20 protein-coding genes are annotated in these 23,766 nt (G+C 72.1%); 16 read left to right on the top strand and 4 right to left on the bottom strand.

Annotation, left to right across the window (positions count from 1 at the left end; all coding sequences use genetic code 11):
• Positions 1 to 156: 156 nt before the first annotated feature.
• Positions 157 to 1,809 carry a hypothetical protein gene (locus ACPOLB_RS09445; protein ID WP_425261086.1) on the top strand — a complete coding sequence of 551 codons (1,653 nt, stop codon included), beginning with the start codon at positions 157 to 159 and terminating at the stop codon, positions 1,807 to 1,809.
• Positions 1,810 to 1,852: 43 nt separating this feature from the next.
• Here ACPOLB_RS09445 and ACPOLB_RS09440 read toward each other — a convergent pair whose 3' ends face one another.
• Entirely contained in the window at positions 1,853 to 3,718 is a 1,866-nt protein-coding gene (locus ACPOLB_RS09440) for a B12-binding domain-containing radical SAM protein (protein WP_425261902.1), read from the bottom strand.
• Positions 3,719 to 3,862: 144 nt separating this feature from the next.
• Here ACPOLB_RS09440 and ACPOLB_RS09435 point away from each other — a divergent pair, with 144 nt between their 5' ends.
• Positions 3,863 to 4,681, top strand: coding sequence for a hypothetical protein (locus tag ACPOLB_RS09435; RefSeq protein WP_425261085.1), 819 nt, complete (start codon positions 3,863 to 3,865; stop codon positions 4,679 to 4,681).
• A gap of 36 nt (positions 4,682 to 4,717) precedes the next feature.
• On the opposite strand, the gene ACPOLB_RS09430 is transcribed toward ACPOLB_RS09435, so the two are convergent.
• Together ACPOLB_RS09430 and ACPOLB_RS09425 are read right to left on the bottom strand one after the other, a co-directional pair.
• Positions 4,718 to 5,692 carry a tripartite tricarboxylate transporter substrate binding protein gene (locus ACPOLB_RS09430; protein ID WP_425261901.1) on the bottom strand — a complete coding sequence of 325 codons (975 nt, stop codon included), beginning with the start codon at positions 5,690 to 5,692 and terminating at the stop codon, positions 4,718 to 4,720.
• Between the two features lie 45 nt (positions 5,693 to 5,737).
• Positions 5,738 to 6,805 carry a tartrate dehydrogenase gene (locus tag ACPOLB_RS09425; protein ID WP_425261084.1) on the bottom strand — a complete coding sequence of 356 codons (1,068 nt, stop codon included), beginning with the start codon at positions 6,803 to 6,805 and terminating at the stop codon, positions 5,738 to 5,740.
• A 114-nt stretch (positions 6,806 to 6,919) separates the two neighbouring features.
• Here ACPOLB_RS09425 and ACPOLB_RS09420 point away from each other — a divergent pair, with 114 nt between their 5' ends.
• From ACPOLB_RS09420 to ACPOLB_RS09410, 3 genes are all read left to right on the top strand, one after another.
• Positions 6,920 to 7,852 (top strand): LysR substrate-binding domain-containing protein, encoded by a 933-nt coding sequence (locus tag ACPOLB_RS09420; protein ID WP_425261083.1) that lies wholly within the window; start codon positions 6,920 to 6,922, stop codon positions 7,850 to 7,852.
• Positions 7,853 to 7,933: 81 nt separating this feature from the next.
• Entirely contained in the window at positions 7,934 to 8,722 is a 789-nt protein-coding gene (locus tag ACPOLB_RS09415) for a glycoside hydrolase family 19 protein (RefSeq protein ID WP_425261082.1), read from the top strand.
• Positions 8,719 to 9,459 (top strand): XAC2610-related protein, encoded by a 741-nt coding sequence (locus ACPOLB_RS09410; protein ID WP_425261081.1) that lies wholly within the window; start codon positions 8,719 to 8,721, stop codon positions 9,457 to 9,459. The genes ACPOLB_RS09415 and ACPOLB_RS09410 overlap by 4 nt, the downstream gene beginning before the upstream one ends.
• A gap of 106 nt (positions 9,460 to 9,565) precedes the next feature.
• On the opposite strand, the gene ACPOLB_RS09405 is transcribed toward ACPOLB_RS09410, so the two are convergent.
• A complete protein-coding gene (locus tag ACPOLB_RS09405; RefSeq protein WP_425261080.1) occupies positions 9,566 to 10,495 on the bottom strand; it encodes a LysR substrate-binding domain-containing protein in 930 nt (309 codons plus the stop codon).
• A 95-nt stretch (positions 10,496 to 10,590) separates the two neighbouring features.
• On the opposite strand from ACPOLB_RS09405, the gene ACPOLB_RS09400 reads away from it, so the two are divergent.
• The 11 genes from ACPOLB_RS09400 (at position 10,591) to ACPOLB_RS09350 (ending at position 23,763) form a co-directional block, all read left to right on the top strand.
• Positions 10,591 to 12,063, top strand: coding sequence for a form I ribulose bisphosphate carboxylase large subunit (locus ACPOLB_RS09400; protein ID WP_425261079.1), 1,473 nt, complete (start codon positions 10,591 to 10,593; stop codon positions 12,061 to 12,063).
• A gap of 14 nt (positions 12,064 to 12,077) precedes the next feature.
• Positions 12,078 to 12,512, top strand: a complete 435-nt coding sequence (locus ACPOLB_RS09395) for a ribulose bisphosphate carboxylase small subunit (RefSeq protein WP_425261078.1) — start codon at positions 12,078 to 12,080, stop codon at positions 12,510 to 12,512.
• A 23-nt stretch (positions 12,513 to 12,535) separates the two neighbouring features.
• The gene (gene cbbX / locus ACPOLB_RS09390) at positions 12,536 to 13,504 is read left to right on the top strand and encodes a CbbX protein (RefSeq protein WP_425261077.1); all 969 of its coding nucleotides are present in this window, start codon (positions 12,536 to 12,538) and stop codon (positions 13,502 to 13,504) included.
• Positions 13,505 to 13,534: 30 nt separating this feature from the next.
• Positions 13,535 to 14,614, top strand: a complete 1,080-nt coding sequence (locus tag ACPOLB_RS09385) for a class 1 fructose-bisphosphatase (RefSeq protein ID WP_425261076.1) — start codon at positions 13,535 to 13,537, stop codon at positions 14,612 to 14,614.
• Positions 14,615 to 14,627: 13 nt separating this feature from the next.
• Complete coding sequence (locus ACPOLB_RS09380) at positions 14,628 to 15,512, top strand: phosphoribulokinase (protein ID WP_425261075.1); 885 nt, start codon at positions 14,628 to 14,630, stop codon at positions 15,510 to 15,512.
• A complete protein-coding gene (gene tkt / locus ACPOLB_RS09375; RefSeq protein WP_425261074.1) occupies positions 15,512 to 17,515 on the top strand; it encodes a transketolase in 2,004 nt (667 codons plus the stop codon). Before ACPOLB_RS09380 ends, tkt begins: the two co-directional genes overlap by 1 nt.
• Positions 17,512 to 18,174 (top strand): HAD-IA family hydrolase, encoded by a 663-nt coding sequence (locus ACPOLB_RS09370; protein ID WP_425261073.1) that lies wholly within the window; start codon positions 17,512 to 17,514, stop codon positions 18,172 to 18,174. Before tkt ends, ACPOLB_RS09370 begins: the two co-directional genes overlap by 4 nt.
• Before the next feature lie 7 nt (positions 18,175 to 18,181).
• Positions 18,182 to 18,922 carry an HAD-IA family hydrolase gene (locus tag ACPOLB_RS09365; protein ID WP_425261072.1) on the top strand — a complete coding sequence of 247 codons (741 nt, stop codon included), beginning with the start codon at positions 18,182 to 18,184 and terminating at the stop codon, positions 18,920 to 18,922.
• A 67-nt stretch (positions 18,923 to 18,989) separates the two neighbouring features.
• The gene (locus ACPOLB_RS09360; RefSeq protein WP_425261071.1) at positions 18,990 to 22,367 is read left to right on the top strand and encodes a two-component regulator propeller domain-containing protein; all 3,378 of its coding nucleotides are present in this window, start codon (positions 18,990 to 18,992) and stop codon (positions 22,365 to 22,367) included.
• An 86-nt stretch (positions 22,368 to 22,453) separates the two neighbouring features.
• The gene (locus ACPOLB_RS09355; protein ID WP_425261070.1) at positions 22,454 to 23,161 is read left to right on the top strand and encodes a TIGR04283 family arsenosugar biosynthesis glycosyltransferase; all 708 of its coding nucleotides are present in this window, start codon (positions 22,454 to 22,456) and stop codon (positions 23,159 to 23,161) included.
• Positions 23,158 to 23,763 carry a TIGR04282 family arsenosugar biosynthesis glycosyltransferase gene (locus tag ACPOLB_RS09350; RefSeq protein ID WP_425261069.1) on the top strand — a complete coding sequence of 202 codons (606 nt, stop codon included), beginning with the start codon at positions 23,158 to 23,160 and terminating at the stop codon, positions 23,761 to 23,763. The genes ACPOLB_RS09355 and ACPOLB_RS09350 overlap by 4 nt, the downstream gene beginning before the upstream one ends.
• Positions 23,764 to 23,766 lie beyond the last annotated feature (3 nt).

Raw genomic sequence — 23,766 nt, 5'->3', positions numbered from 1 at the left:
AACGTCGCGCCTGCCGCACCGGGTGCCCGGCACCGGAGACCGCGCCGGCATCGGTGGTGTCCCGTCCTCAACGCTGGGGGAGACGAAGTTACAGGTAGTTGCATATGATCGCCGGCACCAGAACACCCCGGGGAAGTCATGCAACAACCATCGTCCTTGGCGTCGCGTGCCGTCGCGCCGGCGCAGCGCCTGTCGATCCTGCTCCTGGTGGCGGCCGTGGCCGCCTGCGGGGGCGGGGGCGGTTCGTCCGGCACCACCCCGCCGCCGAGTGGCGGCACGCCGGCGCCGGGCCCAACCCCGCCGTCCCCGCCGCCACCGCCGCCCGCGGCCGAGTTCGAGGTGCTCGCCGGTGACCAGGCCTGCGGAGGCGGCGGCTGCGGCGGCGACAGCGGCGATGGCTCGGGCGTCGGCAGCGGCGCCGACGGTGGCGACGGCGCCGGTGGCGGCCTCGGCGAGATGCGCCAGGTCATCGTCATCGCACGCAAGCCCGATGGCACCGAGCTCGGGCGTGCGGCGCTGCGCGACAACCTCGTCTCGCTGTACCCGCGCACCTACACCGGCGCCTTCATCCTGGAGTTTCGCGACGACGGCAGCGGCACCGGCGAGTACTTCGACGAAGGCCTGAACGCGTGGGTGCGGCTGGGCACCAGCACGCTGCATGTGCTGGTGCCGACGCTGTCGCACCACGTCAGCGCGAACCCGTTGTCGGAAGCCGCCTACCGCTGGGCGCTGGACAAGTACGGCAGCGAGTCGGCGCTGACGGCCACGCGCATGACCGAGGCCAACAACGCCGTGCGGGATGCCTTCAACGCCCGCACGCCGGCCGAGTTCCAGGTCGTCGACGTCACCAACTACGCCGTCGCCGTGGGGCCCGGCACCACCAGCGGGACGCTGCCCAACACGCATGCCGGCCGCTTCAGCACGCTGCTGGCGGCCATGCCCAAGGCGGCGCTGGCCTTCAACCCGGCGCTGGCCACCGGCAAGCCGGCGCTGGAGTTCACCGAGCAGCTGAAGAAGGACGTCCTCGACGATGGCGCCGTCAACGCCTCGGTGGCCAGCGGTGACCAGCGGGCCTATGACGTCGGCGCGCCGCAGCAGCTGGCGGCCGCGGTGGAGGCCTCGCGCACCGCCTATGCGAGCAGCGCGCAGCCGGTGCCGCAGCCGGTGCCGGTGGTGTGCTTCAACCCCGACCTCTTCAAGGCCGGCGGGCGCTGGCAGGTCGTCAACCGCGACTTCAGCCTGACGCCTTCGTTCGACGTCACGCGCACCTGGGACGTGAGCGGCGGCGCCACCTTCCAGGGCACCACAGGCCTGCTGGAGATGCTGGTCACGCTGAACGGTACCGACAGCGTGCGCTTCTTCTATGACCCCGATCTCAGCGGCGGGCTGCGCAACTTGGGCATCATCGCCACGGTCAGCGTCTCCGGGTCCCTGTACACGTCGATCTCGACGTACACGCCGCCCCTGTTGAACCGCCAGTACCTGCTGAAGCCCGGAGAGTCCGACACGCAGAGCTACACCGACAACTCGCAGCTCTACGACTCTGCCGGCAACCCCTTCGGATCACCGAGCACGTACAGCTTCTCGCAGACCACCACTTTCGTCGGCTACGAGGACGTCACGGTGCCGGCGGGCACGTTCCGCAACGCCTGCCGCTACCGCATCGACTCCGGCGGCGGCACCAATGACGTCTGGCTCACCGCGTCGGGACAGGGTGTGGTGCTGAAGTCCATCACCACGTCGGGCGGCAGCCTCCTGTTCCACGAGGAGCTCGTCAGCGGCACCGTCAACGGCCAGCCGGTGCGCTGACACGCGCCGGGTGGGGGCGGCTCGCGCGGGCCGCCCCCCGCGGTCAGGCCGCGCGCAAGGCGCGCGCGATGCGCTCCGGGTGCACCTTGGTGCGCGGCACGCGCCCCGGGAACCAGCTGCGCACGTCCTCGTCCAGCCCGATGCCGTGCATGTAGTTGTAGAGGGCCTTGGTCAGCGCCCGGCCGAGCAGGTCGTGGTCGACGCCGGTGGGGTCGAGGAAGCCGATGTCGTTCTTCGCGAACGTCACCGGCGGCAGCGTCTGCAGCGTCACGCCGTACTGCTCGGGATTGCGTCCGACGGGCGAGTGCACGGTGCAGGTGAAGCGGTGGAAGAAGCCGCTGTGGATGCAGCCGTTGGCGAACAGCTGGCGCACGTATTCCAGCGCGTCCACGGTGTCCTGCACGGTCTGCGTCGGGAATCCGTACATCAGGTAGGCGTGCACCAGGACGCCGGCGTCGGCGAAGCCGCGCGTCACGCGCGCCACCTGGTCGACGCTCACGCCCTTCTTCATCAGCGCCAGCAGGCGGTCGCTGGCCACCTCCAGGCCGCCGCTGATCGCGATGCAGCCGCTGTCGGCCAGCTGCTGGCACAGCGCGGGTGTGAAGGTCTTCTCGAAGCGGATGTTGCCCCACCAGCTGATGCGCGTGCCGCGCCGTTCCAGCTCGGCGGCCAGCGCCTTCAGCGACTTCGGCGGCGCGGCTTCGTCGACGAAGTGGAATCCGGTCTGTCCGGTCTCGGCGACGATGGCCTCGATGCGGTCGACGAGGGTCGTCGCCGTGGCGGCGTCATAGCGGCCGATGTAGTCGAGGCTGACGTCGCAGAAGCTGCACTTCTTCCAGTAGCAGCCGTGGGCCACCGTCAGCTTGTTCCAGCGCCCGTCGCTCCACAGCCGGTGCATCGGGTTCAGCATGTCCAGCAGCGACAGGTACTGCCCCAGCGGCAAGCCGTCCCAGGTGGGCGTGCCCACGTCCTCGAAGGGCACGTCGGGCTCGGCCAGGTGGCGCCAGCGCACCGCGCCTTCCTCGCGCACGAAGCAGCGCACCAGGCGGGCGGCCGAGCGCCGGCCCTGCAGGTGTTCGATCAGCGCCAGCAGCGGGCGCTCGCCCGCGTCGAGCGTCACGAAGTCGACGTAGTCGAAGACGCGCGGCTCGGCCAGCTCGCGCAGCTCGGTGTTGACGTAGCCGCCGCCGAGCGCGATGGGCAGACCCGGGTCGGCGGCCTTCAGCGCCTGCGCGATGCGGAAGGCTGCGTATACCGCGCCCGGGAACGGCACCGACAGCAGCACCAACTGCGGCCGGTGGCGTGCCACCGCGTCCAGCGCCAGCGCCTGCAGCGTGCTGTCGATCAGGTTGGGCGGCGCGGCCAGCGCCTGCGCCAGCGGCTCGAAGCTGGGCTGGCTCATCGCCAGGCGTTCGCCGTAGCGCACGAACTCGAAACGCGGGTCGATGGCGTCGCGCAGCACGTCGGCCAGGTCGTTCAGGTACAGCGTGGCCAGGTGGCGCGCGCGGTCCTGCACACCCAAGGCGCCGAAGGCCCAGGCCATCGGGTCGCCGCCGCCTTCGTCGTCGGGGTCCACGTAGACGTCCAGCGACGCGAAACGCGTGCCTTCGGGCAGGAAGGCCCGTGTCACGATGCGGTGCGCCAGCGTCGGGTCCCTGCCCTGCAGGAAGGCGATGACGCGGTCGATGGTGCCGCTGTACTGGTCGAAGCGGTCGAGGAAGGCGTCGACCAGCGGCGTGCGCGTGGCGGCGGCTTCGGCCACGTCGCGCACCTGCCGCAGGCCGGAGGCGCTCAGCAGCCGCAGCACCAGCGCCAGCGCCAGGTCGTCCTGCGCCGCGTCGATGCCGCGACCGCGCAGGAAGCCGGTGAGGTAGGCGGTGGACGGGTAGGGCGTGTTCAGCTGCGTCATCGGCGGGATGAGGCTGAGCACGCGCAGCGGCGGGGGATCGGTGGGCGCAGTCGTCACGAGCGGGATTGTCGCGGCAGCGCGTTGACGCTGCCGCGCCGGCGCCTCAATACTCGGCCCCCACGCAATGCAATCGCACGCTCTGCCATGGCCAAGCTGCTGAACATCGGGCTTTACTGCAAGAACGGCTGGATGGAGAACGACGACAGCGTCGCCCACCGGCTGCAGGACCTGTCGGACGCCATCGACACCGCCTTCGACACCATCGGCCCCACCGTGCCGGTGCCGGTGGGGGCACCGGCGCTGCCGCTGAACATCTTCGTGGCACCCGAGTACCTGTTCAAGAAGAACGACCACCGGTGCAAGACCGGCAACCAGATCAGTTCCTACACCGTCGACGAGAAGGACCAGATCCTGGCCGCGCTGGGCACGCTGAGCGCCTCGCGGCCCAACTTCCTGCTCATCGGCGGCAGCGTGTTCTGGTACGAGGCGCTGCAGAAGAAGCACTGGTGGAACAAGCAGCCGCGCGACGAGGTGCACAACACCGTGGCGGTGTTCCACGACGGCAACCTGCTGCTGTCCTACGACAAGATGAACGACTGCGGCGAGCTCTCGCCGGAGATCCCCGCCGAGGCGAAGAAGCAGACCTTCGTGCGCGGCCTGCAGCACGGCCTGTTCACCTGCGACGGCCTGCAGTGCGGCGTCGAGACCTGCCTCGACCACGACAAGGGCGAGCTGCACGCGGCGGGGACCAACCTCGACATCCACTTCGTCGCGTCCAACACCGTCAGCGTGACCGCGTCGAAGGTGGCGTGCGGCGCAGGCGGCCTGGTGATCCAGGCCAACGCCTGCCCGCCGCGGCAGGCGTTCGGCAACAACGTCTACGTGCATCCGTTCGCCTGGGACAGCAAGCACGCCGTCGTCAACCAGGGGCAGGTGGGCTTCACGCGCTTCGTGCTGCCCTGAACACGCTGCCGCCGGCACGGCGGCAGCCCCTGGCGTTCAGTCGATCGCCACCTTCGCCGCCTTCACCAGCGCCGCGAACTTCTCGGTGTCGCTGCGGATCTGCGCGGCCATCTGCTCGGGCGTGTTGCCCACGGGCTCGGCGCCGATGGCGGCCATGCGCTTCCTGAAGTCGTCGGAGCGCAGGATCTTCACGATCTCGGTGTTGAGCTTCACGACGATCTCGCGCGGCGTGGCCGCCGGTGCCAGCACGCCGAACCAGGTGCCGATGTCGAAGCCCTGCAGGCCGAGTTCCTGCAGCGTCGGCGTGTCGGGCAGGGCCGACGAGCGCTGCGCCGTCGTCACCGCGATCGCGCGCAGCTTGCCGGCCTGGATGTGCGGCAGCACCGGCGTCACCGTGTCGAAGCTCATCGTGATCTGGCCGCCGATGAGGTCGGTGGCCAGCGGGCCGCTGCCCTTGTAGGGGATGTGGGCGATGGTCGTGCCGGTGAGGCCCTGGAACTGCGCGCCGATCAGGTGCTGCGCCGTGCCGTTGCCGTTGGAGCCGAACGAGGTCTTGTCGGGCGCGGCCTTGGCCTGCGCCACCAGTTCGGGCAATGTCTTCGCGGGGTTGGCGGCGTTCACCACCAGCACGTTGGGCACCAGGGCCACGGTGCTGACCGGCGCGAAGTCGCGCTGGTAGTCGTACGGCAGCTTCCTGTAGACGCTGGTGGCGATGGTGTGGTGCACCGCGCCCATCAGCAGCGTGTAGCCGTCGGGCTTGCTCTTGGCCACGAAGTCGGCGCCCAGCGTGGCACCGGCGCCGGGCTTGCTCTCGATGACGATGGTCTGGCCCAGGGCCTGGCCCAGGCGTTCGCCGAGCGCGCGCGCCAGCACGTCGGTGGTGCCGCCGGGCGGGAAGGGCACCACCAGAGTCACGGGCTTGGTGGGCCAGGCCTGTGCGGCGGCGCTGCCGGCGGCCAGGGCCAGGGTGCTGGCCAGTAGCAGGCGGCGCGTGCGTTGGGTGGGGGTCATGTGCATGGCTTGTCTCCTTGTGTTCGTGGTGCGGGTGCGAGGCGTTCAGGCCGCCAGTGCGCGGCACACGGCCTGCGTCACCTGCGCCGTGGTGGCGCTGCCGCCGAGGTCGCGCGTGTGCAGCGCGGGCGTGGCGGTGACGGTCTCGATGGCGCGCATCAGACGGCGCGCGGCCTCGTGCTCGCCCAGGTGCTCGAGCAGCATCACGCAGCTCCAGAACGTGCCCACCGGGTTGGCCAGCCCCTGGCCCATGATGTCGAAGGCCGAGCCGTGGATGGGCTCGAACATGCTGGGGTAGCGGCGCTCGGGGTCGATGTTGCCGGTGGGTGCGATGCCCAGGCTGCCGGCCAGCGCCGCCGCCAGGTCGCTCAGGATGTCGGCGTGCAGGTTGGTGGCGACGATGGTGTCCAGGCTGGCCGGCCGGTTCACCATGCGCGCGGTGCAGGCGTCGACCAGTTCCTTGCCCCAGCGCACGTCGGGGAACTCGGCCGCCACCTGCGTGGCGATCTCGTCCCACATCACCATCGCGTGGCGCTGCGCGTTGCTCTTGGTCACCACCGTGAGCAGCTTGCGCGGCCGGCTCTGCGCCAGCCGGAAGGCGTAGCGCAGGATGCGTTCGACGCCCACGCGGGTCATGATGGACACGTCGGTCGCCGCCTCGATCGGGTGGCCCTGGTGCACACGCCCGCCGACGCCCGAGTACTCGCCTTCGCTGTTCTCGCGCACGATGACCCAGTCCAGGTCTTCGGGCTGGCAGCGCTTCAGCGGCCCGTCGATGCCGGGCAGGATGCGCGTGGGGCGCACGTTGGCGTACTGGTCGAAGCCCTGGCAGATCTTCAGCCGCAGGCCCCACAGTGTGATGTGGTCGGGGATGTGCGGGTCGCCGGCGCTGCCGAACAGGATGGCGTCCATGCCGCGCAGCGCGTCCAGGCCGTCGGCCGGCATCATCGCGCCGTGGGCGCGGTACCAGTCGCCGCCCCAGCCGAAGTCGGTGAACGTGAAGGTGAAACCGGCGCCGGCGGCGGCCAGCGCCTCCAGCACCTGCTGGCCGGCAGGGACGACTTCCTTGCCGATGCCGTCGCCGGGAATGGTGGCGATGCGATACGTCTTCATGCGGGGCTCCTTGGAATGTGGGCGCACTGTAGGATCCGTTGCGGTTCAGGAACCAGACTGAAAGTGAAGCTGGCCTGAACCTGAAGTCAACAATCCCAGCGCCGGAACACCGCCATGGCCGCCAGCATCCTGCCCGCCGACCTGGGCTTCTTCTCGACCCTGGCCGCGGCTGGCAGCCTCAGCGCCGCGGCGCGCGAGCTGGGCATCTCCACGCCTGCCGTCAGCAAGCGGCTCGCGCTGGTGGAGGCGCGGCTGGGCCTGGGGCTGGTGAACCGCAGCACGCGCCGCATGAGCCTCACGCCCGAAGGCGAGCTGTACCTGGAGCACGCGCGCCGCATCCTGGCCGAGGTGGACGAGATGGCGCGGCAGCTCGGTGCCTCGCGCGGCACGCCGCAGGGGCTGCTGCGCGTGAACGCCACGCTGGGCTTCGGCCGCAGCCACGTGGCGCCGGTGATCAGCCGCTTCGCGCGCCAGCACCCGCAGGTCGACGTGCAGCTGCAGCTGTCGGTGAACCCGCCGCCGGCCAGCGACGACAGCTACGACGTGAACATCCGCTTCGGCGCGCCGCCCGACGCGCGCGTGATCGCGCGGCTGATCGCACGCAACCGGCGGCTGCTGTGCGCGTCGCCCGCCTACCTGGCGCGGCACGGCGAGCCGAAGGCGCCGGCCGACCTGGCGCGCCACGCCTGCATCGGCATCCGCCAGGGCGACGAGGCCTACGGGCTGTGGCGGCTGACGCCGGTGCGCGCCCGCGGCGGGCGCGCGGCGCGCAGCGAGGCCGTGAAGACGCGCGGCAACCTCAGCACCAACGACGGCGAGATCGCCGTGCTGTGGGCGCTGGACGGCCACGGCATCCTGATGCGCGCCGAATGGGACATCGCCCGCCACCTGCAGAGCGGCCGCCTGGTGCCGGTGCTGCCGGGCTGGGCCACGCCCGACGCCGACATCTACGCCGTCTGGCCGCAGCGCCACGCGCACTCGCTGCGCGTGCGCGCCTTCGTCGACTTCTTCGCCCAGGGCTTCGCTGCGCCGGCGGCGTCAGGTTGAACTGGGGGTCTCCCCTGGTCGCCGGCCGGCCATGGGCAGATACTGCGTTGCGGCCGCGTGTCGCGGCTGGAGGAGACCCGCATGCCCATCACCGGCTCCGTCGGCCTGAACGGCCGCAACGACCTCGCCGACGTCACCGTCGTGCAGATCCTGCTCAACGCCAACCTGCCGCGCATTCCCGGCGCACCGCTGCCGCCGCTGGACCCCGACGGGCGCATCGGACGCAAGACGTTGGACGCGCTGGCCGCGTTCGAGACCGGCGTGCTGGGCCTGCCCGAGTCCGACCGCATCGTGGCCCCCGGCGACGCCACGGTGCAGGCGCTGCTGCAGGGTCTGCCCGAGGGGCCGACGAAGGAGAAGCTGTGCGTGGTGCTGCCGCGTGCCGCACGCAGCCGCATCGACCTGTTCTTCGAGCCGCTGAAGGCGACGATGATCAAGTACGGCATCACCACGCCGCTGCAGATGGCGCACTTCATCGCGCAGGTGGGGCACGAGTCGGGCTCGCTGCTGTACGACGAGGAGATCGCCAGCGGCGCGGCCTACGAAGGCCGGCGCGACCTCGGGAACACCGAGCCCGGCGACGGCCGGCGCTACAAGGGCCGCGGGCTGATCCAGCTCACCGGCCGCGCCAACTACGTGGCCTTCAGCAGGGCCACCGGGGTCGACTACGTGCAGCACCCCGAGATCGTGGGCGACGACCCGATGATCTCGGCCGAGGCGGCGGGCTGGTTCTGGGTCGACCGCGGCCTGCCGGCGCTGGCGGAACGGGACGACGTGCGCGCCGTCACCAAGCGCATCAACGGCGGCTTCAACGGTCTCGACGACCGCATGCAGAACCTGTTCCGCGCCAAGGCGGTGCTGGGGCTTTGAGCGCGCGGTCCACACCGTGCGGCGCGGCAGCGCTGCTGGCCGTGCTGGCCTTGCTGGCAGCCTGCCGCGAGGCCCCGGTGCCGGCGCCCGTGCAGACGCCCGTGCAATCGCCCGCAGGCGTGGCCGCGACCCCGGCGCCGCCGGCTTCGGCACCGGGCTTCGATGCCGTCGTCCACGGGGCGCTGCAGCCCGGCGACCCGCAGCTGCAGCTGACCTTGCATGCCGCTGCCGCGCCGGGGGACAGCGGCGTGCTGCAGGTGCGTGCCATCACCGTGCAGCGTGCGGGCGATGCGCAGCCGCTGCAGCGCATCGAGGGCCTGGACACGCAGACCCCTGTGGTCGACGGCCAGCCGCTGGTCGAACTGCTCGACATGGACTTCGACGGCCGCGCCGACCTGCGCCTGGTGGCCGAGCGCACCGCCGGACCGAACACGCCGTACCTGCACTGGCTGTGGGACGCCGCCGGCCAGCGCTTCGTCGCCAACGCGGCGCTCGATGCGCTGTCGACGACCCGCTTCGACCCCGCGACGCGGCAGGTGGTGGCCGATTGGCGCGACGGCCCCGCGCGCTACGGCAGCGACACGCATGCGTGGCGCAACGGCCAGCTGCTGCCGCTGCAGCGCGAGGAACGCCTGTACAGCGCGCCCGGGCGCTACACGCTCAAGCGCTACCGCTGGGTTGCAGGGGCGGCAGGGGGCACCTGGCAATTGCAGAGCCAGCGTGCCGGCCGCGACTGACGCGCCCCCGGTCTCGCTGCGCTCGCCACCCCCCGAGGGGGCCGTGTTCGATCCCGGGGAACCCGTGATCGAACGGCCGGGCCCGCGCTGGCAGCGCGCGCTGCCGTCACGGCGACTCCGGTGCCTGCTCGAACATCGCCGCCAGGTGCTCTGCGCCGCGTTCCAGCACGAAGTAGCGGAAGGCCTCGGCCGACGGGCTCAGCAGCTTGCCGGCGGTGTTGACGACGTTCCAGCGCCGCATCAGCGGCAGCCCTTCGACGGCCGGCGCGGCGATCAGCCCGCTGCGCCACTCCAGCCCGATCGTGTGCAGCGACAGCAGGCTCACGCCCATGCCCGCCATCACCGCCTGCTTGATGGCCTCGTTGCTGGGCATCTCCATGATGAAGCTGGGCCGCAGGTGGTGTTCGTCCAGGTACTCCTGCAGCGCCGTGCGCGTGCCGCTGGCGGGCTCGCGCACGATGAAGGGCTCGTCGGCCAGCGCCGCGGCGGGCACGCTCTCGGCCCGCGCGAAGCGGTGGCCCGGGGCGGTGACCAGCACGTGCGGGTGCAGCGCGAACGGCTCGGCGCGGCTGGCGAAGTCCACCGGCGGCCGGCCCATCACGCACAGGTCGACCTCGTTGCTGCGCATCAGCGCCACCAGCTGCTCGCGGTTGCCCAGCTTCAGCCGCACGTCCACCGCCGGGTGCTCGGTGTGGAACTGCGCCAGCAGCTGCGGCAGGTAGTACTTGGCGCTGCTGACCATGCCGATCGTCAGCCGGCCCGTCTCCAGCCGCGAGAAGCGCGCCATCGCGTCCTCGGCGTCCTTCAGCGTGCCCAGCAAGCGCCGCGCGTAGACCAGGAAGTACTCGCCCGCGGTCGACAGCGTCATGCGGCGGTTGGCGCGGTCGAACAGGCGCTGGCCGACCTGCGACTCGATCTCCTTGATCTGCAGGCTCACGGCGGGCGGGGTCAGGTGCAGCACCTCGGCGGCGCGCTGCACGCTGCTGAAGCGCGCGACCTCGACGAACACCCGCAGCTGGCGGAAGGTGATGTTCATGGCTAAGGCAAAGCTTAACCGATGCGTTGAAACATCTAACTGTCTTTTAATCGTCGGGCTGCCTAGAGTCGGATCCACACCGACCGGAGACCCGCATGCACAAGCCCGACGAACCTGGCGCCACCGAGATCACCGACAAGAAGAAGCGCTACAGCGCCGGCGTCCTGAAGTACCGGCAGATGGGCTACTGGAACGCCGACTACGTGCCCAAGGACACCGACGTCCTGTGCCTGTTCCGCATCACGCCGCAGGAGGGCGTGGACCCGATCGAGGCCGCCGCCGCGGTGGCCGGCGAGAGCAGCACCGCCACCTGGACGGTGGTGTGGACCGACCGCCTGACCGCCTGCGACAGCTACCGCGCCAAGGCCTACAAGGTCGAGCCCGTGCCGGGCACGCCGGGCCAGTACTTCGCGTGGGTGGCCTACGACCTGATCCTGTTCGAGGAAGGCTCCATCGCCAACATGACGGCCAGCCTGATCGGCAACGTCTTCAGCTTCAAGCCGCTCAAGGCCGCGCGGCTGGAGGACATCCGCGTGCCTGTGGCCTACGTGAAGACCTTCAGGGGCCCGCCGACCGGGCTGATCGTCGAACGCGAGCGGCTCGACAAGTTCGGCCGTCCGCTGCTGGGCGCCACCACCAAACCCAAGCTGGGGCTGAGCGGCCGCAACTACGGCCGCGTGGTCTACGAAGGCCTGAAGGGCGGGCTGGACTTCATGAAGGACGACGAGAACATCAACTCCCAGCCCTTCATGCACTGGCGCGACCGCTTCCTGTACGTGATGGACGCGGTGAACAAGGCCAGTGCCGCCACCGGCGAGGTCAAGGGCAGCTACCTCAACGTGACCGCCGGCACGATGGAGGAGATGTACCGCCGCGCCGACTTCGCGAAGTCGCTGGGCTCGGTGATCGTGATGGTCGACCTGGTGATCGGCTACACCGCGATCCAGAGCATGGCCGAGTGGTGCCGCGCCAACGACATGATCATGCACATGCACCGCGCCGGCCACGGCACCTACACGCGGCAGAAGAACCACGGCGTGAGCTTCCGCGTCATCGCGAAGTGGCTGCGCCTTGCCGGCTGCGACCACCTGCACACCGGCACCGCGGTCGGCAAGCTCGAAGGCGACCCGATGACGGTGCAGGGCTACTACAACGTCTGCCGCGACAGCGTCACGAAGACCGACTATCCGCGCGGCCTGTACTTCGACCAGGACTGGGCCGACCTGAAGAAGGTGATGCCGGTGGCCAGCGGCGGCATCCATGCCGGGCAGATGCACCAGCTGATCGACCTGTTCGGCGACGACGTGGTGCTGCAGTTCGGCGGCGGCACCATCGGCCACCCGGCCGGCATCCAGGCCGGCGCGGTGGCCAACCGCGTGGCGCTGGAGTGCATGGTGAAGGCGCGCAACGAAGGCAAGGACATCGCCAACGAGGGTCCGGCCATCCTGCAGAAGGCGGCGCAGTTCTGCACGCCGCTGAAGCAGGCGCTCGACACCTGGGGCGAGATCAGCTTCAACTACGCGCCCACCGACACCTCGGACTACGCCGTGACGCCCGCGGTGGCCTGAAGGAGACCACGACCATGATGACCAACCCCACCGGCCGCATCACGCAGGGCCAGTTCAGCTTCCTGCCCGACCTGACCGATGCCGAGATCACGCTGCAGATCGCGTACGGGCTTCGGCGCGGTTACGCCTGGAGCGTGGAATACACCGACGACCCGCACCCGCGCAACACGTACTGGGAAATGTTCGGCATGCCGATGTTCGACCTCGCCGACGCCGCGGGCGTGATGGTCGAACTGCAGAACTGCCGCAAGACTTTCCCCAACCACTACATCCGCATGATGGCCTTCGACAGCACCCGCAACGTCGAGACCATCGCGATGAGCTTCATCGTCAACCGGCCGGCCAAGGAGCCTGGCTTCGGCCTCGCGCGCCAGGAGATCGGCGGCCGCAGCATGCACTACACCGTGCACAGCTACGCCACCGACGCGCCCGAAGCCGAGCGCTACTGAGCCGCGCGGCCAGGCCTGGCGCCATGACGTCCCCGCTGTACACCATCCCCGGCTCGGCACCGGCCGCAGCAGCGGCGCCGGCTGCGGCCGCCAGTGCGCCGCTGCCGGCGCCCCGCACCGTGGGCGAGGTGCTGGCGCAGAGCCAGGTCGAAGCCGTGCTCGACGAACTCGACCGCGACCTCGTGGGCCTGGCGCCGGTGAAGCAGCGCATCCGCGACATCGCGGCGCTGCTGGTCATCGAGCGGCTGCGCATGGGCATGGGGCTGAAGGCGGCCGGCGGGCAGGACAAGCCCAGCCTGCACATGTGCTTCACCGGCAACCCCGGCACCGGCAAGACGACGGTGGCGCTGCGCATGGCCGAGATCCTGCACCGCCTGGGCTACGTGCGCAAAGGCCACCTGGTCGCGGTGACGCGCGACGACCTCGTGGGCCAGTACATCGGCCACACGGCACCGAAGACCAAGGAGGTGCTGAAGAAGGCGATGGGCGGCGTGCTCTTCATCGACGAGGCGTACTACCTGTACCGCCCCGAGAACGAGCGCGACTACGGCCAGGAGGCCATCGAGATCCTGCTGCAGGTGATGGAGAACCAGCGCGACGACCTGGTGGTGATCCTGGCCGGCTACAAGAGCCGCATGGACACCTTCTTCCAGTCCAACCCCGGCCTGAGCAGCCGCATCGCGCACCACCTCGACTTCCCCGACTACGCCGAGGGCGAACTGCTGCAGATCGCCGACCGCATGCTCGGCGCCATGCACTACCGCTGGGGCGAGGGCACGCGCGACGCCTTCGCCGGCTACCTGCAGCGCCGGCTGCAGCAGCCGCACTTCGCCAACGCGCGCAGCGTGCGCAATGCGCTCGACCGCATGCGGCTGCGCCAGGCCTCGCGGCTGTTCGCCGAGCGCGACCGCGTGCTCGGCGCCGACGACCTGGCCACGCTGGCACCTGCCGACATCCTGGCCAGCCGGCTGTTCGCAGCACCACCCACCTGACCCCGACCACCGCCACCCGCCGGAGCCACCATGCCCCTGTCCCGCCGCTGGACACTGACCCGCTACCTGATCGAAGAGCGCCGCCGCTTCCCCGGCGCCAGTGGCGACCTGAACGCGCTCATCCTCGACGTCTCGCTGGCCTGCAAGGCCATCGCCCGCATCGTCTCGTTCGGCACGCTCAATGACAACGCGCCGGCCGGCGGCAGCGTCAACGTGCAGGGCGAAGCACAGCAGCCGCTGGACGTGCTGAGCAACGACATCTTCCTGCGCATGACCGACTGGAACGGGCACCTCGCCGGCATGGCCAGCGAGGAACTGGAGGCGCCGCACCAGATCCCCGCGGGCTCGCAGCGCGGCAAGTACCTGCTCACCTTCGACCCGCTGGACGGCAGCAGCAACATCGACGTCAACGTCTCCGTGGGCAGCATCTTCTCGGTGCTGCGCGCGCCGCAGGCGGTGGTGGACAGCGGGCGCGACGTGACCGAAGCCGACTTCCTGCAGCCCGGCACCACCCAGGTCGCAGCCGGCTACGCGCTGTACGGCCCGGTGACGATGCTGGTCCTGACGGTGGGCAACGGCGTCGCCGGCTTCACGCTGAACCACAACCTGGGCGAGTTCGTGCTGACGCACCCGAACCTGCGCGTGCCCGAGGACACGCACGAGTTCGCCATCAACACCAGCAACAGCCGCTTCTGGGAGCCGCCGGTCAAGCGCTACGTGGACGAGTGCCTGGCCGGCAAGCCGGGGCCGCGCGGCAAGGACTTCAACATGCGCTGGATCGCCAGCATGGTGGCCGAGGCGCACCGCATCCTGATGCGCGGCGGCGTCTTCCTGTACCCGCGCGACACCAGGGACCCGGCCAAGCCCGGCCGCCTGCGCCTGCTCTACGAGGCCAACCCCATCGGCTTCATCATGGAGCAGGCCGGCGGCCGTGCCAGCACCGGCCGCCAGCCGGTGCTGGGCGTGCAGCCGAGCGCGCTGCACCAGCGCATCGGTCTCGTCTTCGGCTCGAAGAACGAGGTCGAGCGCATCGAGCGCTACCACCACGACACACCGCCGCGCGACAGCATCTCGCCGCTGTTCGCCGAGCGCAGCCTCTTCCGCGATTGAGCCTGGAACGCCCATGTCAGAACGCCACCCCATCATCGCCATCACCGGCTCGTCGGGCGCCGGCACCACCTCGGTGACACGCACCTTCGAGAACATCTTCCGGCGCGAGAACGTCAGCGCCGCCGTCATCGAAGGCGACAGCTTCCACCGCTACGACCGCAAGGAAATGCGCCAGCGCCAGGCCGAGGCCGAACAGGCCGGCGACAAGCACTTCAGCCATTTCGGCCCCGACAACAACCTCTTCGCCGAACTCGAGCAGCTGTTCCGCAGCTACGGCGAGACCGGCACCGGCCGCCGCCGCAAGTACCTGCACGACCCGCTGGAGGCCCAGCCCTACGGCCAGGAGCCCGGCACCTTCACGCCCTGGGAAGACGTGCCCGCCGGCACCGACCTGCTGTTCTACGAAGGCCTGCACGGCGCGGTGGTCACCGACAGCGTGAACGTCGCGCGGCACCCCGACCTGCTGATCGGCGTGGTGCCGGTGATCAACCTCGAGTGGATCCAGAAGCTCTACCGCGACAAGCACGTGCGCGGCTACTCCGCCGAGGCCGTGACCGACACCATCCTGCGCCGCATGCCCGACTACGTGCACTACATCTGCCCGCAGTTCGCGCACACGCACGTCAACTTCCAGCGCGTGCCGATGGTCGACACCAGCAACCCGTTCATCGCGCGCGACATCCCGTCGGCCAGCGAGAGCATGGTCGTGATCCGCTTCGCCAACCCCAAGGGCATCGACTTCCCGTACCTGCTGAGCATGGTGGACGGCTCGTTCATGTCGCGCGCCAACACCATCGTCGTGCCCGGCGGCAAGATGGAGCTGGCGATGCAGCTGATCTTCACGCCCTTCATCTGGCGCATGATGGAACGGCGCAAGCGCGCGCTGGGGGCGCTGTGATGGCGCCCAACCCCGACGCGCTGCGCGTGCTGGCCGCCGACGCCGTCGAGGCCGCCAAGAGCGGCCACCCCGGCGCGCCGATGGGCATGGCCGAGATGGCCACCGTGCTCTGGACCCGCCACCTGCAGCACGACCCGGCGGCGCCGCACTGGCCCGACCGCGACCGCTTCGTGCTGAGCAACGGCCACGCGTCGATGCTGCTCTACGCGCTGCTGCACCTGACCGGCTACGACCTGCCGATGGCCGAGCTGCAGCACTTCCGCCAGCTGCACAGCAAGACCCCGGGCCACCCCGAGGTGGGCGTGACGCCCGGTGTCGAGACCACCACCGGTCCGCTGGGCCAGGGCCTGGCCAACGCGGTCGGCATGGCGTTGGCCGAGAAGCTGCTGGCGGCCGAGTTCAACCGCCCGGGCCACACCATCGTCGACCACCGCACCTACGCCTTCGTCGGCGACGGCTGCCTGATGGAAGGCATCAGCCACGAGGTGTGCTCGCTGGCCGGCACGCTGCGGCTGTCGAAGCTGATCGTGCTGTACGACGACAACGGCATCTCGATCGACGGCGACGTGCAGGGCTGGTTCACCGACGACACGCCGGGGCGCTTCCGCGCCTACGGCTGGAACGTCATCGGCGGCATCGACGGCCACGACGCGCTGGCGATCGAGCGCGCGCTCGTGAAGGCGCGCGCGCAGGGCGACAGCCCCGACGGGCGTCCGACGCTGATCGTCTGCCGCACCGTCATCGGCCGCGGCGCGCCCACCAAGGCCGGCGGTCACGACGTGCACGGCGCGCCGCTGGGCGCGTCCGAGATCGCCGGCCTGCGTGCCGAAGTGCACTGGCCCTGGGCGCCGTTCGAGCTGCCCGAGGCACAGCGCACCGCCTGGAGCCAGCGCGAACGCGGCGCCCGGGCGCATGCCGGCTGGCAGTCGCGGCTGGCGATGTACCGCGCGGCGCACCCGGCGCTGGCGCAGGACCTCGAGCGCCGCATGGCCGGCGCGCTGCCCGAAGGCTTCGCGCAGCGCGCGGCCGGGGCCGTGCAGGCGCTGGCGGCGCAGGCCGGCAACGTGGCCACGCGCCGCGCCTCGCAGCTGGCGCTGGATGCGCTGGCGCCGCTGCTGCCCGAGCTGTTCGGCGGCTCGGCCGACCTCACCGGCAGCAACCTCACCAACTTCAAGGGCTGCATCGCGGCCGGCCGCGACCGGCCCGGCAACCACCTCAGCTGGGGCGTGCGCGAGTTCGGCATGGCCGCGGCGCTCAACGGCATGGCGCTGCACGGCGGCGTCATCCCCTACGGCGGCACCTTCCTCACTTTCAGCGACTACAGCCGCAACGCCATCCGCATGGCCGCGCTGATGCAGCTGCGCGTGGTGCACGTGTTCACGCACGACAGCATCGGCCTGGGCGAGGACGGCCCCACGCACCAGAGCATCGAGCACGTGCCGTCGCTGCGCTTGATCCCGCAGCTCGACGTCTGGCGTCCGGCCGATACGCTGGAGACCGCGGTGGCGTGGTCGCACGCGCTGCAGCGGGCCGACGGCCCCAGCGCGCTGGCGTTGTCGCGCCAGGCCGCACCGGCGCTGGCGCAGCCCGCGCAGGCGGCCGACATCGCACGCGGCGGCTACGTGCTGCGCGACGCGGCCGGCGCGCGCGCCGTGCTCATCGGCACCGGCACCGAGCTGCACCTGGCGCTGCAGGCGCAGGAGCGCCTGGCCGCGGCCGGCGTGCCGGTGCGCGTGGTGTCGATGCCCAGCACCAGTGTCTTCGACCGCCAGCCGCGCGACTGGCAGGACAGCGTGCTGCCGGCCGCGCTGCCCGCGGTGGCGGTGGAGGCCGCGCACCCCGACTTCTGGCGCAAGTACGTGGGCCGCAGCGGTGCCGTGGTGGGCATCGCCAGCTTCGGCGAATCGGCGCCGGCACCGGCGCTGTACCAGCACTTCGGCATCACGGTGGACGCGGTGGTGCAGGCCACGCAGGCCGTGCTGCAGGGTGGGGGGTCGACATGAGTGGTCTGCGCGCGCTGCTGTTCGATCTCGACGGCACGCTGATCGACACCGCGCCCGAGATCGCCGAGGCGCTGAACCGCACGCTCGCCTGGCTCGGCCGGGCGCCGGCCAGCGACGCGCAGGTGCGCGCCTGGATCGGCGACGGCGCACGCGCACTCGTGGGCAAGGCATTGGGCGAGCCCGCGACCGACACCGTGTGGGAGCACTTCGCGTTCGAGTACGCCGCCTGCTGCGGCACCAGCAGCCGCCTGTACCCGGGCGTGCTCGACATGCTCGAGCGGCTGCACGCACGCGGCGTGCTGCTGGCAGTGCTGACCAACAAGGAAGCGGCCTTCGCGCACAAGCTGCTGGCCGCGCACGGCATCACCGGCTGCTTCGACCTGCTGGTGGCCGGCGACAGCCTGCCGTTCAAGAAGCCCGACCCGCGCGTGGTGCAGCACACGCTGCAGGCGCTGCACCTCGAGCCCGGCGACGCGGCCTTCGTCGGCGACTCGGTCACCGACGTGCGCACCGCGCGTGCAGCCGGCGTGCGTGCCTGGATCGTGCGCCACGGCTACCCGGCCGGCAGCTTCAGCGGCGACGACGCGCCGGATGCCTTCATCGACGGCTTCGCGCAGTTCGAGCCCCTGCAGGCCGCGGCGCTGCGCCCGATCCACTGAGCGTGCCGTGACCCTGCGTGCGCTGCTCTGGGACGTCGACGGCACGCTGGCCGAGACCGAGGACGACGGCCACCGCGTCGCCTTCAACCGCGCCTTCGCCGAAGCCGGCCTGCCCTGGCACTGGGACAGCGCGCTCTACGGCGAGCTGCTGGCCGTGGCCGGCGGCAAGGAGCGGCTGCGCGCCTGGTGGCAGCGCATCGACCCCGCGGCGGCGGCGGCGCCAGAAGCCGAGGCCCTGGTGCGGCGCCTGCATGTGCGCAAGACGGCCTGGTACGTCGAGCTGCTGGCGCGCGGGGTCGTCGGCCTGCGGCCCGGCGTGGCGGCCTTGCTCGACGCCGCGCGGGCGGCCGGGCTGCAGCAGGCCATCGCCACCACCACGACGCCGGACAACGTGACGCAGCTGCTCGACGTGACGCTGGGCGCGCGCGGCCACCGGCTGTTCGGCGTGGTCGGCGCCGGCGACGTGGTGCCGCACAAGAAGCCCGCGCCCGACATCTACCTGTGGGTGCTGCAGCGCCTGGGGCTGCACGCGGCCGAGTGCCTGGCCATCGAGGACAGCGCAGTGGGCGTCGCGGCCGCGCGCGCGGCCGGCGTGCCGGTGCTGCTGGTGCGCAGCCGCTTCACCGGCACGGCGGCCACCACCGCCATTCCCGGGGCGGTGGCCGACGTGTCGTCGCTGCAGGCGGTGGACCTGGCGCAGCTGCGGCGCTGGCACGGCCTGGCCGACGCAGATCTGATGCGCGGCTGACATTCCGCACGGTTTGCACCGGGTGCGGCGGCAGCCCGTGCAGGGACCGTCGGTAACAATGTGCAGCGTGAATCCACCCGTCCGCGCCCGTGCCGCCGCACTGCCTGCCTGGCGCGGACCGTTGTGGCTGCTGGCGTGCTTGTGGTCGTCGTGGGTGCTGTGGGGCACGCCCGCCATGGCGGCGCCCGAGCGCCGCTGGAGCCAGGTGGCGCAGGACGCCTTCGAGCACCTGACGCTGCAGCAGGGCCTGCCGAACGAGATTGCGATGGCGGTCGCCCAGGACGGCGAGGGGTTCCTGTGGATCGGCACGCTGGGGGGGCTGGCGCGCTGGGACGGCTACCGGCTGCAGGTGCACCGCTCGGAGCCGGGCACGGCAGGCGCCTTGCCCGACAACGTGATCCAGACCCTGCACGGCGACGCGGCCGGCCGCTTGTGGATCGGCACCAGTTCGGGCGGCCTGGTGCGCCACGACCGCGCCAGCGGCCGCTTCGTCACGCTCGGCGCCGGGCCGCAGGGCCTGAGCCATGTCAGCGTGCACGGCATCGCCGACGACGGGCAGGGCGGGCTGTGGGTGGCCACGGCCGGCGGGCTGGATGCCCTGGCCTTCACCTCCGAGGGCCGGCTGCAGCGGCGGCCACCCGACCCCGCGGTCGAGCGTCTGCGCGGTCGCCGCGTGCTGGCCGTGCTGCGCAGCCGCGACGGCGCGCTGTGGGTGGGCACCGACATCGGCCTGCTGCGCCGCGCGCCCGAGGGCGGTGCCTTCGTGCCGGTGCCGCTGGCGGTGCCGCAGCGGGACGCCACCGCTGCCGCCGCGCTGGCGTCGGGCGCCACCTTGCAGGCCGAGGTGCACGCGTTGCTGGAAGACAGCGCCGGGCAGCTGTGGGCCGGCACCGCGCACGCGGGCGCCTTCGTCATCGCGCCCGGCCAGGCCGCGCGCCCGGTGCGCGAGCAGCCCGACGCGTCCGGCGTGCCGCTGTCGGTGCAGCAGGTCAGCAGCATCACCGAGGTGCGGCCCGGCGAGGTCTGGCTGGGCACCGTGGGCCACGGCATCGTCGCGGTCGACGGCGCCAGCGGCCAGACCCGGCGCATCCGCCGCCAGGCCATGCGGGCGTCGAGCCTGGCCGACAACAGCGTGCGCAGCGTGGTCCGCGACCGCTCGGGCCTGGTCTGGGTGGCCAGCAACCGCGGCCTGAGCCGCCACGACCCGCGGCAGACGGCGATCCTCACGCTCTTCGGCCACGACCGCGCAGCCCCCGGCCTGGTGGGCCCGGCCGGCACCGAGATCAGCTGGATCCTGCCCGGCAACGATGGCCGCATCTGGCTGGGCACGCACAAGAGCGGTGTCGAGATCATCGACACCAGCGGTGCCCGCGTGGGCGGCATCGCGCCCGACGCCGACCGGCCCGAGACCGCGCTGCCGCAGGACATCGTGCTCGGGCTGGAGCGCACGCGCGACGGCAGCGTCTTCGTCGCCACCAAGCGCGGCCTGTACCGCACCAGCGCCGACGGCCGTCAGGTCGCGCGCGTGCTGCTGGGCCGGCGCAACCCGACGGCCTCGACCTGGGCGCTGCTGGCCGACGGCGACACGCTGTGGGCGGGCGGCCAGTCCGACGGCCTGTGGCAGCTGGACCTGCGCAGCGGCCGCGGCGCACCGCTGGCGCTGGCCGGCGCGCTCAGCGACGAGCGCATCACGGTGCTGGCGCGCGGCCCGGGCGGCAGCCTGTGGGTGGGCACGCGCCACGGCCTCAACCGCGTCGACCCTGCCAGCGGCGCGGTGCTGGCGCGCGTGCTGCCGTCGCCGGCCGCGGCGCAGACGACCAGCGATGCGCCGGGCCTGGCCGCCGGTTTCGTGACCGCCGTGCACACCGACCGCAGCGGCCGCGCCTGGATCGGCACCTACGGCGGCGGCGTGCACCTGCTGCAGCCGGGCGACGGACCGCCGCGGTTCCGCCGCATCACCGCGGCACAAGGCCTGCCCGACGACAACGTCAACGCGCTCGTCGACGATGCCGAAGGCCGCGTGTGGGTGAGCACCGACAACGGCCTGGCCGTCATCGACCCGCAGACGCTGGCGGTGCGCGGCCTGCACCGCGCCGAAGGCGCGTTGTTCGCCACGTACTGGACCGGCTCGGCCGCGCGCACGCCCGACGGCGACCTGCTGTTCGGCGGCGCCGGCGGGCTGAGCATCGTGCGCCCCGAACGCCTGCAGGCCTGGGACTACCGGCCGCCGGTGGTGGTGAGCGCGCTGCACGTCGGCGGACGCCCGGTGCCGGCGCCGGCGGCGTCGGCACCGCTGCAGGTGCCGGCCGACGCCAACAGCCTGGCCGTGGAGTTCTCGGCGCTGGACTTCTCGGCCCCCGAGCGCAACCGCTACGCCTACCGGCTGCTCGGCTTCGAGTCGCGCTGGAACAGCACCGACGCCGCGCGCCGGCTGGCGCTGTACAACAACCTGCCGCCGGGCCGCTACACGCTGCAGCTGCGCGGCTCCAACCGCGACGGCCTGTGGGCCGACGCGGCGCTGGAACTGCCGCTGCAGGTGCAGGCGGCCTGGCACCAGACGCTGTGGTTCCGCGCTTCGGCGGTGGTGGCGCTGGCGCTGCTGCTGCTGGCGGTGGTGCAGTGGCGCACGCGGCTGCTGCGCGCGCGCCAGGCCGAGCTGGAGCGCAAGGTCAGCGAACGCACGGCCGAGCTGCAGCAGATGTCGCAGGCCCTCACCGAGAAGTCGCTGGTGCTCGAGCGCAGCAGCGTCACCGATCCGCTCACCGGCCTGCACAACCGGCGCTTCCTCACCAGCCGCATCGACACCGAGATCGCCGCCAGCCTGCGCCGCGCCACCGAGCCCGTGACGGCCGGGCACGCCGCGGGGGTGGACACCGACAACGTGTTCTTCCTGGTCGACGTCGACCACTTCAAGCGCGTCAACGACCGCCACGGCCACGCCGCCGGCGACAGCGTGCTGGTGCAGTTCGGGCAGCGCCTGCAGGGCCTGGTGCGCGAAACCGACTTCCTGGTGCGCTGGGGCGGCGAGGAGTTCCTGGTGGTGGCGCGCAACACCGACCGCAGCCGGGCCCAGGAGCTGGCCGGCCGCATCCGCGACGTCGTCGCGCAGGCGCCGTTCGTGCTGGACGACGGCAGCACGCTCGCCGTGAGCTGCTCGATCGGCTTCGCCTGCATGCCGTTCGTGCGCGCCGCGCCGCGCGCGCTGGACTGGCAGGACGTGGTGCAGCTCGCCGACCTGGCCCTGCTGGCGGCCAAGCGCGCCGGGCGCAACACCTGGGTCGGGCTGCAGGCGGGACCGGCGGCGCGCCCCGACGGGCTGCGCGCCCGCGTGCAGGCGGCGCCGCGGCAGGCCCTGCAGGCGCACGAGGTCGTGCTGGTGACCGGCGGCGACCTGGCGCGCGTGCTCGACACCCTGCCGGTCAACGCGACGCTGGCGCGGCTGTAACCGCGCGCGCGCCCGCAGCGAATGGCTGTGGCAGGCTGCGGACTCCGCTCGCCGCCCGCAGCCCCCGCCGTCCACGGTCTTCCGCCATGCCACCGCCAACAACGCCGCCACGCCCGCCTGCCCTGCAGATCAGCATCGTCGTGCCGGCGCTGAACGAGGCCGCCGGCATCGCCGCCACGCTGGCCGCGCTGGCGCCGCTGCGCGCGGCCGGGCACGAGGTGCTGGTCGTCGACGGCGGCAGCAGCGACGGCACGCCCGCGCTGTGCGCCGGCCTGGCCGATGCGGTGCTGGCCGGGCCGCGCGGCCGCGCACGGCAGATGAACGCCGGTGCGGCGCGCGCGCACGGTGCGGTGCTGCTGTTCCTGCACGCCGACACGCGGCTGCCCGCCGGCGCCGCGGACGCCGTGCAGCGGGCCGTGGCCGGCGGCGCGCCGTGGGGCCGCTTCGACGTGCACATCGAGGGCCGGCCGCGCCTGCTGCGCGTGGTGGCGGCGTCGATGAACCTGCGCTCGCGCTGGACCGGCATCGCCACCGGCGACCAGGCCATCTTCGTGCAGCGCGCGGCGTTCCAGGCCGTCGGCGGCTTTGCCGACCAGCCGCTGATGGAAGACATCGAACTCTCGCGCCGGCTGCGCCGCGTGGGCGCACCGGCCTGTCTGCGCGAGCGGGTGCACACCTCGGGCCGGCGCTGGGAACAGCGCGGCGTGTGGCGCACGATCTGGCTGATGTGGCGGCTGCGCTGGCGCTATTGGCGCGGCGCGTCGCCCGAGGCGCTGGCGCAGGCCTACCGATGACCACCACCACCACCATCGTGATGGCCAAGGCGCCGCAGCCGGGCTACGCGAAGACGCGGCTGATCCCGGCGCTCGGCGCCGACGGTGCGGCGGCGCTGGCAGCCTGCCTGCTGGAGCACGCACTGGAGCAGACACTGGCCGCGGCGCTCGGCCCGGTGGACCTGTGCTGCGCGCCGGACGCCACGCACCCGGCGCTGGCGCGCCACGCCGGCTGGCCGGGGCTGGCGCTGTCGGAGCAGGGCGACGGCGACCTGGGCGCGCGCATGGCCCGCGCATTCGCGCGCTGGCTGCCGCACGGCCCGGTGCTGATGACGGGCACCGACGCCCCCGCGCTCGACGCCGCGGTGCTGCGCAACGCCGCCGCGGCGCTGCGGACGGTGGACGCGGTGTTCGTGCCGGCGCTGGACGGCGGCTACGCGCTGATCGGCCTGCGGCAGCCGGCGCCGGCGCTGTTCGCAGGCGTCGCCTGGAGCACGGCGCAGGTGATGGCGCAGACGCGCGAGCGCCTGGCCGCCGCCGGCCTGCGCCACGTGGAACTGGCGCCGCTGCCCGACATCGACGAGCCGGCCGACCTGGTGCACCTGCCGCCGGGCTGGCGCTGAGGC

This window comes from Rubrivivax soli, assembly GCF_049810355.1.
GTDB lineage: Bacteria > Pseudomonadota > Gammaproteobacteria > Burkholderiales > Burkholderiaceae_C > Rubrivivax.
The sequence above is the reverse complement of the archived record's forward strand: the minus strand, read 5'-3'. Positions and strand labels throughout refer to the sequence as shown.

Excerpts from the sequence above, each read along its gene's own strand:
- ACPOLB_RS09395 (WP_425261078.1), top strand. The coding sequence starts at position 12,078 with ATGATGACCAACCCCACCGGCCGCATCACGCAGGGCCAGTTCAGCTTC.
- cbbX (WP_425261077.1), top strand. The coding sequence starts at position 12,536 with ATGACGTCCCCGCTGTACACCATCCCCGGCTCGGCACCGGCCGCAGCA.
- ACPOLB_RS09350 (WP_425261069.1), top strand. The coding sequence starts at position 23,158 with ATGACCACCACCACCACCATCGTGATGGCCAAGGCGCCGCAGCCGGGC.
- ACPOLB_RS09415 (WP_425261082.1), top strand. The coding sequence starts at position 7,934 with ATGCCCATCACCGGCTCCGTCGGCCTGAACGGCCGCAACGACCTCGCC.
- ACPOLB_RS09425 (WP_425261084.1), bottom strand. The coding sequence starts at position 6,805 with ATGAAGACGTATCGCATCGCCACCATTCCCGGCGACGGCATCGGCAAG.
- ACPOLB_RS09380 (WP_425261075.1), top strand. The coding sequence starts at position 14,628 with ATGTCAGAACGCCACCCCATCATCGCCATCACCGGCTCGTCGGGCGCC.
- ACPOLB_RS09435 (WP_425261085.1), top strand. The coding sequence starts at position 3,863 with ATGGCCAAGCTGCTGAACATCGGGCTTTACTGCAAGAACGGCTGGATG.
- ACPOLB_RS09385 (WP_425261076.1), top strand. The coding sequence starts at position 13,535 with ATGCCCCTGTCCCGCCGCTGGACACTGACCCGCTACCTGATCGAAGAG.
- ACPOLB_RS09370 (WP_425261073.1), top strand. The coding sequence starts at position 17,512 with ATGAGTGGTCTGCGCGCGCTGCTGTTCGATCTCGACGGCACGCTGATC.
- ACPOLB_RS09400 (WP_425261079.1), top strand. The coding sequence starts at position 10,591 with ATGCACAAGCCCGACGAACCTGGCGCCACCGAGATCACCGACAAGAAG.
- ACPOLB_RS09355 (WP_425261070.1), top strand. The coding sequence starts at position 22,454 with ATGCCACCGCCAACAACGCCGCCACGCCCGCCTGCCCTGCAGATCAGC.
- ACPOLB_RS09440 (WP_425261902.1), bottom strand. The coding sequence starts at position 3,718 with ATGACGCAGCTGAACACGCCCTACCCGTCCACCGCCTACCTCACCGGC.
- ACPOLB_RS09430 (WP_425261901.1), bottom strand. The coding sequence starts at position 5,692 with ATGACCCCCACCCAACGCACGCGCCGCCTGCTACTGGCCAGCACCCTG.
- tkt (WP_425261074.1), top strand. The coding sequence starts at position 15,512 with ATGGCGCCCAACCCCGACGCGCTGCGCGTGCTGGCCGCCGACGCCGTC.
- ACPOLB_RS09420 (WP_425261083.1), top strand. The coding sequence starts at position 6,920 with ATGGCCGCCAGCATCCTGCCCGCCGACCTGGGCTTCTTCTCGACCCTG.
- ACPOLB_RS09405 (WP_425261080.1), bottom strand. The coding sequence starts at position 10,495 with ATGAACATCACCTTCCGCCAGCTGCGGGTGTTCGTCGAGGTCGCGCGC.